This is a genomic window from Solibacillus sp. FSL K6-1554, from assembly GCF_038005185.1.
GTDB lineage: Bacteria > Bacillota > Bacilli > Bacillales_A > Planococcaceae > Solibacillus > Solibacillus silvestris.
Genome location: NZ_JBBOSS010000001.1, coordinates 2,063,333 through 2,076,243, shown reverse-complemented (window position 1 = coordinate 2,076,243; position 12,911 = coordinate 2,063,333). Strand labels below are relative to the sequence as shown.

13 protein-coding genes are annotated in these 12,911 nt (G+C 39.0%); 6 read left to right on the top strand and 7 right to left on the bottom strand.

The features are described 5' to 3' along the window. Positions 1-2: 2 nt before the first annotated feature. Positions 3-941 carry a ring-cleaving dioxygenase gene (locus MHB58_RS10095; protein WP_340735136.1) on the bottom strand — a complete coding sequence of 313 codons (939 nt, stop codon included), beginning with the start codon at positions 939-941 and terminating at the stop codon, positions 3-5. A gap of 18 nt (positions 942-959) precedes the next feature. Beyond that, positions 960-1,394: a MarR family winged helix-turn-helix transcriptional regulator gene (locus MHB58_RS10090; protein ID WP_008403691.1), complete on the bottom strand. Its 435-nt coding sequence runs from the start codon at positions 1,392-1,394 to the stop codon at positions 960-962. Between the two features lie 139 nt (positions 1,395-1,533). Between MHB58_RS10090 and MHB58_RS10085 the strand changes: the two genes are divergently transcribed. Continuing rightward, entirely contained in the window at positions 1,534-1,968 is a 435-nt protein-coding gene (locus MHB58_RS10085; protein ID WP_014823774.1) for a DUF4362 domain-containing protein, read from the top strand. 56 nt (positions 1,969-2,024) lie between these two features. On the opposite strand, the gene metC is transcribed toward MHB58_RS10085, so the two are convergent. From metC to mscL, 3 genes are all read right to left on the bottom strand, one after another. Next, positions 2,025-3,188, bottom strand: a complete 1,164-nt coding sequence (metC, locus tag MHB58_RS10080) for a cystathionine beta-lyase (protein WP_340735135.1) — start codon at positions 3,186-3,188, stop codon at positions 2,025-2,027. Then, positions 3,185-4,300, bottom strand: coding sequence for a methionine biosynthesis PLP-dependent protein (locus MHB58_RS10075; protein ID WP_340735134.1), 1,116 nt, complete (start codon positions 4,298-4,300; stop codon positions 3,185-3,187). Before MHB58_RS10075 ends, metC begins: the two co-directional genes overlap by 4 nt. A 183-nt stretch (positions 4,301-4,483) precedes the next feature. Beyond that, positions 4,484-4,876, bottom strand: coding sequence for a large conductance mechanosensitive channel protein MscL (gene mscL, locus MHB58_RS10070; RefSeq protein WP_087616777.1), 393 nt, complete (start codon positions 4,874-4,876; stop codon positions 4,484-4,486). Between the two features lie 141 nt (positions 4,877-5,017). On the opposite strand from mscL, the gene MHB58_RS10065 reads away from it, so the two are divergent. Continuing rightward, positions 5,018-5,701 carry a lytic transglycosylase domain-containing protein gene (locus tag MHB58_RS10065; RefSeq protein WP_087616775.1) on the top strand — a complete coding sequence of 228 codons (684 nt, stop codon included), beginning with the start codon at positions 5,018-5,020 and terminating at the stop codon, positions 5,699-5,701. A 54-nt stretch (positions 5,702-5,755) separates the two neighbouring features. On the opposite strand, the gene MHB58_RS10060 is transcribed toward MHB58_RS10065, so the two are convergent. Both MHB58_RS10060 and MHB58_RS10055 read right to left on the bottom strand, forming a co-directional pair. Then, the gene (locus MHB58_RS10060) at positions 5,756-6,016 is read right to left on the bottom strand and encodes a GlsB/YeaQ/YmgE family stress response membrane protein (RefSeq protein WP_008403685.1); all 261 of its coding nucleotides are present in this window, start codon (positions 6,014-6,016) and stop codon (positions 5,756-5,758) included. 169 nt (positions 6,017-6,185) lie between these two features. Then, positions 6,186-6,728: a cysteine hydrolase family protein gene (locus tag MHB58_RS10055; RefSeq protein ID WP_340735133.1), complete on the bottom strand. Its 543-nt coding sequence runs from the start codon at positions 6,726-6,728 to the stop codon at positions 6,186-6,188. Between the two features lie 673 nt (positions 6,729-7,401). Here MHB58_RS10055 and ilvD point away from each other — a divergent pair. The 4 genes from ilvD to ilvC all read left to right on the top strand — a co-directional run bounded on the left by ilvD (position 7,402) and on the right by ilvC (position 12,911). After that, positions 7,402-9,072, top strand: a complete 1,671-nt coding sequence (gene ilvD / locus MHB58_RS10050; protein WP_087616771.1) for a dihydroxy-acid dehydratase — start codon at positions 7,402-7,404, stop codon at positions 9,070-9,072. A gap of 445 nt (positions 9,073-9,517) precedes the next feature. Further along, complete coding sequence (gene ilvB / locus MHB58_RS10045; protein WP_065215902.1) at positions 9,518-11,266, top strand: biosynthetic-type acetolactate synthase large subunit; 1,749 nt, start codon at positions 9,518-9,520, stop codon at positions 11,264-11,266. Next, positions 11,263-11,778, top strand: a complete 516-nt coding sequence (gene ilvN / locus MHB58_RS10040) for an acetolactate synthase small subunit (RefSeq protein WP_008403681.1) — start codon at positions 11,263-11,265, stop codon at positions 11,776-11,778. Before ilvB ends, ilvN begins: the two co-directional genes overlap by 4 nt. A 119-nt stretch (positions 11,779-11,897) precedes the next feature. Next, a complete protein-coding gene (gene ilvC / locus MHB58_RS10035; RefSeq protein ID WP_340735132.1) occupies positions 11,898-12,911 on the top strand; it encodes a ketol-acid reductoisomerase in 1,014 nt (337 codons plus the stop codon).

Sequence of the window (12,911 nt, the reverse complement as noted above, 5' to 3'; positions counted from 1 at the left end):
CCTTATAAAATTGGCTTTAATTTTGCTGTAATTTCCGCACGCTGAGGTTCTAAAAAATCCGGTAAATCCAATTGTTCCCCGAGCGACTCCACATCGCCGTCGCGTAAAAAGCCTGGTCCATCTGTCGCAATCTCAATTAAAATCCCGTTCGACTCACGGAAATATAAGCTTTTAAAATAGAATCGGTCAACAATGCCGGATGAGATAAATCCTCGCGCTTTTACTTGTTCATCCCAAAACGCCAATTCTTCATCATTTTCTACTCGGATGGCTAAATGGTGAATACTGCCGCGACCAGGTTTTTCCGATGGTCCATCCTGTTCAATAATGTAAATTTCCCCAAACATTTCACCATTGATTGATTGGAGAATGGCAGTCGTTTCATCCTGTGTTTTCAATTCATAGCCAAAAATTTCAGTTAATGATCGAATCAGTTTCCCTTTATTTTTCACAGTTATTTCAACAGTACCCATTCCTTGGATTTGATGTTCAACCGGAATCGGGGATTTTTCATACGTTTCCCAATATTCCACCTTTGTATTGGGTGCAGCTATAAGTGCCAAACGCAAACCTTCCTCATCTTCAAAAAGGAGGGAAGGACGGTTCGCATAAGTTGTAATACCATCATTTATTACACCTAATTCATCCAATCGAGTTACCCAATAGTGCAGGCTGTCAACACTTGGTACAATCAGACCGATTTTTGTAATGGCATTTGTGCCTCGGTGCGTCCGCCCGACTAAAGGAATCTCAAAAAATGAAAGCTCTGTACCCGGACTGCCTGTTTTATCACCATAAAAGAGATGGTACATTGATGTGTCATCCTGATTAACTGTCACTTTAACACGGCGTAATCCTAAAATATCACGGTAAAATTTGTTGTTTTGCTGTGCATTCTTCGTAATCATCGAAATATGATGATGTCCTGGAATTGTATACATTGTTCATTCCTCCAATTATTATTTACTGCGCTTTTCGCTATTTTTTTGGACACGAGAGATTAATTTATATAGGGTTTTTTGCTCTTCCTTCGTTAATGTTTCATCGAAAAAAGAGGTCTGGAAGGCGAGTTGGGCGTCAAACGCATTGTTTAAAAGTTCAGTACCTTTTTCAGTTAATGAAATATATTTTGTTTTCCAGTTTTGCTGTCTAATAATCAGTTGTTCTTGCTCAAGTCGTGCCAGCATACGGGAAATTCCACCTTGTGTTACTGTCACTTTTTGTGCAAGCTCCGATTGGGGAATCGGTTCAAATAAAGAGATTTGCATTAGGACATCGAATTTCGCCGTAGTTAAATCAAATTGCTTTAAAAATTCATTCGAAAGGGTATTACTTTCATGGGTAAAGCGCATCATTCGCAGCCAAATGAGAGAGCCTAATGTATTACTTTTCATCTGTACACGTCCTTTCTTAGTTATCACTTTACTACTCAACTGACAAAATGACAAGAATAATATCTCGGATTCGAAATAAAATATTACTGTAACTATTTTCCTTTTTTAACGTCAACTTTAGAAAGGGGATGAAGGATGAATGAAAAAAATACTTGTATTTAGTTTGTTGCTCCTTTTAGCTGGTTGTAATGATAACGTGCAGCATTTCGAAACAATGGAACGGGCGCAAATCGAATCTATAGATAATGATCGAGTGATTGATCAACATGGACAGCTTGAGAATTCGGATTTATTCCATCAGTTTTTGAAGGATGTTAAAGATAAGGAACAAAAGACACTTAAAGTAACTCGCTATACAATCGAGGGTGCACCAATTTATTGGGCTGTAAAATTTAATGGCGAGCATTTTAACATTGAAATTGATAACAGGGAAGACGAATGGGGAAGTAAAAATATTGAAAACTATCAATGTGATAAATTGACGGAGGAAGTAGCCGGTTCATTAACAGATTATAACTTTACGTCTTGTGACGGCGGCTTTGAAATCAATTTATTATCGGTAATTAACGAATAAGCGACATTATAAAAGGCCGATAAAATCTACTTTAAGAGATTTTACCGACCAGTAATTTACTTGATTTTATTTGCGATTTCCAATGCTTGAGTAAAGTCTTCAATTAGATCATCTTCATTTTCCAAACCGACTGAAAATCGCAGCAGACCGTCTGTTATTCCGCGTTTTGAGCGTTCTTCCGGTTCCATTGCCGCATGACTCATTTTGGCTGGGTACGATAAGATCGATTCAACACCACCAAGACTAACCGCAAATACCGGGATTTTCATCGCTTCAACAAAAGCTTTAGCAATGTCATAGTTCGGTAAACTAAACGATAATACCGCTCCCGCTGAAGTTGCCTGTGCCGCATGAATTTCAAAACCTGGGTGAGTGGGGAGCCCAGGGTAATATACTTTTTCCACTAATGGATGTGCATGTAAAAATTGAGCAATCCGCATTGCAACACGTGATTCTTCATTAAAACGTACGGCAGTCGTTTTCATATTTTGAATGAGCGTGAAGCAATCCTGTACACCAAGTACAGAACCGAATGAATTTTGCACGAAATAAATTTCATTACCGAGCGCTTCATCTTTCGTTATAACAAGCCCAGCTACTATATCGGAATGCCCCGATAAAAACTTTGTTGCAGAATGAATGACAACGTCTACACCTAACTCCAGCGGCTTTTGATGCAACGGTGTCATAAACGTATTATCTAAAAACGTTAGCGCACCATGTTGTTTCGCGATTTCTACCACAGCACGGATATCGGTAATACCTAATGTAGGATTCGAAGGTGTTTCCATATAAATTAATTTCGTTTCCGGTCGTACTGCTGCTTTTACTGCTTCCGTGTCAGTGAAGTCGACAAATGTATGCGTAATACCGTAACGTGGCAATACTTTTGTAACGAAACGGTACGTACCACCGTAAACGTCTTCTGTAATAACAATATGGTCGCCTGCAGATAAAATCATAAAGCAGGCAGAGACAGCAGCCATACCTGTAGCAAATGCAAACCCTCGATTACCGCCTTCAAGTTCGGCAATGGCCTTTTCCAATGCGGCACGTGTCGGGTTTCCTGAACGCGCATAATCATATTCACCAAATTCATCAATCGATTCCTGATGGAAAGTCGATGATAAATACATCGGTACGTTGACAGCGCCTTTTTTATCGGAATAGCCTTCACGGATGGCCCCGTGTATTAATGATGTTTCAATGCGGTTTGTCATGCAAATTCACCTCGTAACGAATCGAAAACTTGCTGTAAGTCTGCGATTAAATCATCTGCTTCTTCAATACCTACTGAGAAACGAAGTAACCGGTCACATACACCTCGTGCAACACGTTCCTCATATGGCATATCGGCATGCGTTTGCGTAGCAGGGTAAGTAATAAAACTCTCCACGCCTCCAAGACTTTCGGCAAAAGTTATCAGCTTGATTCCTTTTAAAAACGGGTTGACCATTGATCGATCTTTGACGCGGAAGGAAAGCATACCGCCTTTTCCTGTATACAGTACATCTGTCACAAGAGGTTCATTCGCTAAGTATTCCGCAACTTTTTTTGCATTCGCATCATGCTGTTTTAAACGTAAATGCAATGTTTTCAGTCCGCGAATCAGCAGCCATGAATCCATCGGTGAAAGCACCATACCAATCCCATTATGGTAAAATGCTAACTTTTCACATAGTTCAACACCTTTTGCTACGACTAGACCTGCCAATACATCATTATGTCCACCAATATATTTCGTTGCACTATGTAAAACAATATGTGCACCTAATTCAAGGGGACGCTGAAAATACGGAGTGTAAAATGTATTGTCGACGATTAGCAATAAGTTATGTTTTTCTGCTAGTGCCGCATATGCCACAAGATCGATTTCCTGCATTAACGGGTTTGTCGGAGTTTCGATAAACAATGCTTTCGTATTATCATTGATTAAACTTTCAACCTCTTCAATGTTAGTAAATGGGTTATATACCGGTTTAATATTGTAGTTTTCCGCAAATGTTTTGAATAGACGATATGTTCCGCCATATAAATCTTCCGGAACGATTAATTCATCGTTCGGTTTAAATAATGACATGACAAGCTGTACTGCCGCCATTCCTGAGCTGCATGCAAATCCCGCATCACCGTTTTCCAGATCTGCGATTCCTTGTTCAAGGATTGTACGAGTAGGATTTTTAGTTCGTGTATAATCATAGCCTGTCGATTCACCAATACCCGTATGCTGATAAGCTGTCGACATATAGATCGGTGGATTGATCGCACCTGTTTTGGCATCACTTAAATTTCCGAGCTGTACTAATTTTGTTTCAATTGAACGTTGTGACATGGATTACACTTCCTTACATGAATTTACTAAACATTTCGAATGAATCGAGTATTACATCAATTTATCATGAACAGATGAAAGGAACAATAGGAGAAACGAGTATTAAGTAGAATAGGGGAATAATTGAATTAAAAAACAAAAAATCCTGGAATACGTTCGCTTCGTACTCCAGGATAAAAATTATTATTTGCCTTGTTCATTTTTTAATAAGTCACGGATTTCTTTTAACAGTTCTTCTTTTGTATCGAGTTCCGGTGTCGATTCTTCCACAACTTCCGCTTCTTTTTTACGGTTTAATTTAGTCAGTAATCGTAATGCCATGAAAATAGCAAATGCGATAATAATGAAATCGATAATCGATTGAACGAACACACCTAACGCTATTTGTGCTTCGCCTGATCCAAACTTCCATTCGTTTGTCAGATCGATTCCGCCTGTAAGCATCCCGACAAGCGGCATAATAATATTTTCAACTAATGATGTGACAATTTTACCGAATGCTGCACCAATAACAACTGCAACAGCTAAATCGATAACATTGCCCTTCATCGCAAATTCTTTAAAATCTTTCCACATAATATAGCAACTCCTCTAATAATATTACACAATTTCTAATTCTAGCGATTGCCACTTTAATTTTCAACAGTGAAAATTACCTGCTTTTTTAGTAGAATGAGAGATAATGAATTCATTATGTATAATAGATTGGTGGCATTTATGGCTAAAAGTAAGAAAAAGAAACCTATTCTCTCCCCGAAAACAAAAATATTAACAATTATTCTGCTTATCCCCATCACTTTAACAATTTATATTGTGGCTTATTTTAGTTGGCAGCAAATTCGTGGTTGGCCTTTTACGGAAAAAACGGTGTATCAGCAAATCCAGGAACAGTTTGATTTGGAAATTCCAATCGAATATATCCCTGTATATGTTGCAGCAGAACAAAAATACGGTGTTCCATGGACGCTTCTTGCCGCACATCATCGCGTAGAAACCCGGTTTTCCACAATGTCTACACTTATATCACCGGTTGGCGCAGAAGGCCATCTACAGTTTATGCCTTGTACATTTGTAGGCTGGCAACACCCATCATGCAAAGACTTAGGGCAGGGGGAAATTCCGGAACATGATAAAACGAATCCTGCCGTTATTAAAAAATATGGCGGATATGGGGTTGATGCAAACGGTGACGGTATAGCTGATCCTTTTGATATTGAAGATGCCGTGTTCAGTGCAGCTAAATTTTTATCAATCGCCGGTGTAAATGATGGGCAATTGAAAAAAGCGATATTTCAATATAATCATAGTGATGAATACGTAGAAAATATCTTATTCTACTATAAACAGTACCGTGATTACGGGAATCAGTTGAAACAAATTGCGCTTGATGAAAACAAATAAAAAAAGTGTGACGTCAAGTCACACTTTTGGAAATTATTCTAGATGCAGAAATATTTAATTTGTTGCTTTACGCATTGAGCGTAGGATAAAGCTTACAATAAAGATTAAGACGATGGCACCGATTAATGCAGGGAATACATAGAAGTCTGATACTTTCCAGCCCCAGTTACCTAAAATCATGCTACCGATCCATGAACCGACAATACCTGCAATAATATTACCGATAATGCCTCCTGGTACATCCTTACCTAAAATTACTCCTGCTAACCAACCTAAAATACCACCGATAATTAAAAACCAAATGAAACTCATCATTCTTTCCAACTCCTTTGTTTAAGATTATGAATTATAATTGCATCTAGTTATTTATTTCCTATCATGCAAAAGCTTAAACATTTTTTTAGCTGGAAGTTTTTATGCAGTTCCGAAAATTATGGTAGTAAAATCATTTTATAGAGAATAATAAAATAATGTTACTTTTTAATTAAATAATGGAAGCACCTAAACAAGATTTGAAATGGTCAAGCGCCCATTTATGACCGATTTCATTAAAACTTGCTACGGCATGTTCAGGAATTGTGATTTTATAGCCTAAATTATAACTGTCTACCGCTGTGTGCAAAATGCAAATATCAGTGCATACACCGACCAGTACAACTTCTTCCACGCCGCGTTCCCTTAGCAAAATATCTAAATTTGTTCCTGCAAAGGCACTATAACGCGTTTTATCAAATGAAATAACACAATCTTTGTATGTTTCATATAGATCTTTTACCGAACCATACAGTTCCCGGCCTTTTGTTCCTGCAATATTATGCGGCGGAAACAATTTAGATTCAGGATGATACGGATCGTTTTCATCATGTAAATCATTGGCGAAAACGACGACATCATTTTGTTGAATAAATTGCTCTATTAGAGTACTAATATTGTTTTCTATTGTCTGTCCCGGCTTACCGCAAGTTAATTTACCATCATCCGCTACAAAATCATACGTATAATCAATGACAATCAATGCTTTTTTCATCTTTAATTCACTCCTTTTCAATTGTAAGCTTATTATGCCATGGCTAAAGAAAAAATGTGATCGATATTATAACTCTAAATATTCAAAATATTTTGATTTATTATGCCGGATGTTGTATAGTTAGGATATTAAAAAAATGGGGTGATTAATATGGATATGGCATTAAAGAAGAAACTGGATCGACAAGGATTAATTTTTGCAGGAATCCACAGTTTAATCGTATTGAACTTTGCTATTGAATTATTATTACTCTAATAGATTACGATACTTATAGAATCTAGCCTAATATTGCGCTAGGTTCTTTTTTGTGGCGAAAAAAGACGAGGCTCAATTAATATGTACAAAAAATTTTAAAAATTCAATTTTTGTAAAAACTGTGACGAAAGAGTTAAAAGGTAACACCAATGAGGATGAAAGCGATTGCAATAAATCTGTACTTTCTGAATTGTATAAAAAATTCAAAAAATAGTGTTGACGTTCTAGTTCGTTTCGTACTATGATAACAACAATTTAGTACACCACATCACTCAAGCGACATTTTGATGTGAGCTTACAAGGTGTAAAACTTTCGATACTTTCTAATTATAAAATTTCGAATATTTGAAATTTAAATTGAAAATCGAACATATAAAAACAACTAGAGTAAAAGCATTACGTTGAGGGGCGTTTAAAAATGAGAAGTGATATGATCAAAATGGGAGTTGACCGAGCTCCACACCGTAGTCTTTTATATGCTACAGGTAAAGTAAAGGCAAGAGATTTAGAGAAGCCATTTATCGGTGTATGTAATTCTTATATTGATATTATTCCAGGCCATGTCCATTTACGAGAATTTGCGGACGTAGTAAAAGAGGCCATTATTGAAGCAGGCGGAATTCCATTCGAGTTCAATACTATTGGAGTCGATGACGGAATTGCAATGGGGCATATCGGGATGCGCTACTCTTTGCCATCACGTGAAATCATAGCCGATTCAGCTGAAACGGTTATTAATGCACACTGGTTTGACGGAGTATTCTACATACCAAACTGTGACAAAATTACACCAGGTATGTTAATGGCAGCTGTTCGTACAAATGTTCCTTCTGTATTCGTATCTGGAGGACCAATGGAAGCAGGTACTTCTTCTTCAGGGAAAACATTATCGTTAACGAGTGTTTTTGAAGGAGTCGGTGCACATAAAGCAGGTACGATGACTGCTGAAGAGCTGCTTGATATTGAAAACAATGCGTGTCCAACATGCGGCTCTTGTTCAGGAATGTTCACAGCTAACTCAATGAACTGCTTAATGGAAATGTTAGGTTTAGCATTACCGGGCAACGGTACAATTGTTGCAACAAGCGAAAAACGTAAAGAATTAATTTACGAAGCAGCGAAGCATTTAGTACGCATGATTAAAGAAGATGTAAAACCACGTGACATTGTTACAAAAGAAGCGATTGATGATGCTTTTGCTCTTGATATGGCAATGGGCGGTTCTACAAATACAGTACTTCATACATTGGCGATTGCCAATGAAGCAGAAATTGACTACAACATTGAAGACATTAATAAAGTAGCAGAACGTGTTCCGTACATTGCAAAAATAATGCCGGCATCGGATATTTCGATGGATGACATTGCAAAAGCGGGCGGTGTTCAGGCGATTATTAATGAATTAACAAAAATTCCAGGGGCAATTCACCCTGACAGACCAACAATCGCAGGTGTTTCCATGAGAGAGCTTGTGAAAGACTATGAAATTACGAATGATCGTGTCATTCGCACAAAAGATAATCCATATAGTGCTGTAGGCGGACTTTCCGTATTGTTCGGAAATATTGCCCCTGAAGGCTCGGTAATTAAGGTCGGTGCGGTTGATCCTTCTATTAAAACCTTTACAGGCGAAGCGATCGTATTCGAATCACAGGAAGAAGCACAGCAGGCAATCGATGACGGCATAGTACGTGAAGGACATGTAGTTGTCATTCGCTATGAAGGTCCAAAAGGCGGGCCAGGTATGCCGGAAATGCTGGCACCAACTTCTGCAATTCAAGGACGTGGGTTAGGAACGAAAGTCGCACTCATTACAGATGGCCGTTTTTCAGGTGCATCTCGCGGTATTTCAATCGGCCATATTTCTCCGGAAGCTGCTGAAGGCGGTCCAATCGCATTAGTCGAAAATGGCGATACAATTATAATTGATTTGCCAAGCAGAACAATTAATTTACAGGTTTCCGACGAACTTCTTGAAAAGCGTCGTCAAAACTTAAAACCATTTGAACCAAAAATTAAGCGCGGCTGGTTGGCACGTTACTCAGCGTTAGTAACAAATGCTTCCCAAGGCGGCGTAATGAAAATATAATCTGAATACTTTAAAACGTTGATGAGGTTAAAGGATATAGAGTCTTGTATTTACCAGAGAGCCGGTATTGGTGGAAGCCGGCGGTACAACTATATCCGACATCCCCTCGGAGTGGGCTATTAAACGCATTTGTCATTAGATAGCTCCGGGCATATTCGAATTGCTCGTTATTAATGAACCGTTCTCTTTGTTCAGTTGCGCAAATTTCCAGTAGGAACTTTGAAATAAAGAGGCTAAGGCGGTTCACGAGGTAACTAGGTGAACACTGTTTCTTTTAGAAGCGCATGTTCATCGATGTTATAAATGAGGGTGGTACCATGAAAAGTCTTTTTCATCCCTACGTAAGAGGTTTTCTTTTGCGTGCGGAGAAAGAGGCTTTTTCTTTTTATAAATTTATAAAAATGACTTCACATATAAAGTTTTAAAAAAGGAAGGAGAAATTACTATGAGTGCAAACGTTTCAGTAAATCAAGAAATCGAAAAGCCCGAAGAACAACAGCAAGTAACAAAACCGAGAGACGGTGCGGATATTTTAGTGCAGGCACTGCATGAACAAGATGTGGATATTATTTTTGGTTACCCGGGTGGGGCAGTTTTACAAATTTATGATGCTCTATACCGCAATCCGATCCGTCACATTTTGACACGCCACGAACAAGGTGCTATCCATGCGGCAGAAGGTTACGCACGTGTTATGAATAAACCGGGTGTAGTAATTGCGACATCTGGACCTGGAGCGACAAACCTTGTAACCGGTATTGCCGATGCGATGATTGACTCGATCCCGTTAGTAATTTTTACAGGGCAAGTAGCTACATCGGTAATCGGTACAGATGCATTCCAGGAAGCTGATATTATGGGCATCACAACACCAATTACAAAACATAACTATCAAGTGCAGGACGTAGCAGATATTCCTCGTATTGTTAAAGAGGCATTCCATATTGCCAATACAGGACGTAAAGGACCGGTTGTCATTGACTTCCCGAAAAATATCTCTCAAACAGTATTCCTGGATGAAATTAAAGCTCCGGATGATATTTATTTACCGGGTTACCAGCCGACAACGAAACCGAATTACCTGCAGATTCAAAAGGCGATTCAAGCATTAAGTTTAGCTAAAAAACCTTTAGTACTGGCAGGTGCAGGTGTATTATTCGCCGACGCACGCGAACAATTGACAGAATTTATTGAAAAATATAATTTACCGGTTGTTAATACATTACTTGGTTTAGGAAGCATTCACGGACAGCATAAACAATTCTACGGAATGGCCGGGATGCACGGTTATGCAACTGCCAATGATGCCATTACAAAATGCGATCTATTAATTAATATCGGTGCACGTTTTGATGACCGTTTAACAGGTAATTTAGCAACATTTGCACCGAACGCTACGATTATCCATATCGATATCGATCCGGCAGAAATCGGTAAAAATGTACCGACTGATATTCCGATTGTTGCAGATGCGAAAGAAGCGTTATATGCCCTGTTGAAAAAAGATTTCCCAGGACCAGATACGACGGAATGGACTCATTACTTAAATGATAGCCGTGATAAATATCCGCTTTGGTATGAAGAAGCGGGAGAAGAAATTTTACCGCAGCAAGCAGTTGAAATCATTCATAAGCTGACAGATGGAGAAGCGATTATCACAACAGATGTTGGACAGCATCAAATGTGGGCAGCCCAATATTATCAACTAAATAATCCGCATAACTGGGTAACATCAGGCGGTTTAGGAACGATGGGCTTCGGTTTCCCGGCAGCAATCGGTGCACAGTTTGCGAAGCCTGAGAAAAAGGTTATCTCAATTGTTGGAGATGCCGGTTTCCAAATGACAAATCAGGAACTTGCATTACTAAAGGAATTTAACTTACCAGTAAAAGTAGTAATCCTTAACAACAGTTGTTTAGGAATGGTACGTCAATGGCAGGAAACATTCTATGAGGAGCGTTATTCACAAAGCTTAATGCCAATCCAGCCGGACTTCGTTAAACTTGCCGATGCATATGGCATTAAAGGCTACCGCATTGACAATTTATCAGAAGCGGAAGCAATCTTTGACGAAGCGATCAATTCTGATGAGCCGGTTGTCATTGATTGTCGAGTGAAGCAACTTGTTAGCGTATTCCCGATGGTTGCGCCTGGTAAAGGATTACATGAAATGATTGGAGTGAAAAAGCCATGAAACGAGTGCTGACAGTAACAGTAATTAACCAAAGCGGCGTATTGAACCGAGTGACTGGCTTATTAATGAAACGTCAATTCAATATTGAATCGATTACAGTAGGTCATACGGAACAGCCGAATTTTTCGAAAATGACGTTCATCGTCCATGTTGAAGATGAAAATAAAATCGAACAGTTAATCAAGCAGCTTTCGAAGCAAATCGATGTATTAAAAGTAAACGATATTACAGAAAAAGCGATCGTCCTTCGTGAGTTGGCTCTTATAAAAGTAGTTTCACCACCCAACTTGCGCCTGGAGATGAATGCAATCGTTGAACCATTCCGTCCGCAGGTTGTCGATACTTCAAAAAATGTTGTGACATATGAAGTAGTTGGCCATCCGGAAAAAATCGATGCTTTTATCGAGTTACTTCGTCCATATGGCATTAAAGAGTTAACACGTACTGGTGCAACAGCAGCCATCCGTGAAGCACAAAAAATCGAGAGCCCACAATTATCGATTTTAAAATAAGCATTAAAAGTATTACTGAGAAGCTATACAACATTGGATTTACAAACAGGGTGGAAGATGTCATCTGAAGCCCGTATTTCAAAAATAAAAAAACATTCACTTAATTGGAGGAAATGAAAATGTCAAAAATGTATTATGAAAACGAAATTAACGAGCAAGTATTACAAGGGAAGAAAATCGCGATCATCGGTTATGGTTCACAAGGCCATGCTCATGCGCTTAACTTAAAAGAATCAGGTTTTGATGTAGTAGTTGGTATCCGTCCAGGTAAATCATACGATGCAGCAAAAGAAGATGGCGTAGAAGTAAAATCTGTAGCAGAAGCGGCTGCAGAAGCAGATGTAATTCAAATCCTACTTCCGGATGAGCGTCAAAAAGCAGTATATGAAGCAGAAATCGCACCACATTTAACACCTGGTAAAGCGTTAATGTTCGCACACGGTTTCAACGTACACTTCGAGCAAATTCAACCACCAGCAGATGTTGACGTATTCCTAGTAGCCCCAAAAGGCCCAGGTCACTTAGTACGTCGTCAATTCACTGAAGGAGCTGGCGTACCAGGCTTATTCGCAATCCACCAAGATGCGACAGGTCAAGCTCGTGATTTAGCTCTAGCATACGGTAAAGGTATCGGTTCAGCACGTGGCGGATTACTTGAAACTACTTTTGCTGAAGAAACAGTAACTGACCTATTCGGTGAGCAAGCAGTACTTTGCGGCGGTACAACTGAACTTGTTAAAGCAGGTTTCGAGACATTAGTTGAAGCAGGTTATCAACCAGAATTAGCTTACTTTGAAACATTACACGAACTTAAATTAATCGTTGACTTAATGTTTGAAGGCGGTATGGCGACAATGCGCTATTCAATTTCAGATACAGCAGAGTGGGGCGACTATGTTTCAGGTCCCCGTATTATCGACGCATCAGTAAAAGCGCGTATGAAAGACGTATTAACTGATATCCAAGACGGTACATTTGCGAAGCGCTGGATCGCTGAAAACGAAAACGGCCGCCCTGAATACACAAAATTCAAAGAAGCTGGTGCAAACCACCAAATTGAAGAAGTTGGCGAAAAATTACGTGCTATGATGCCATTCATCAACCAAGGAAAACAAAAGGTAACAGTGAAATAA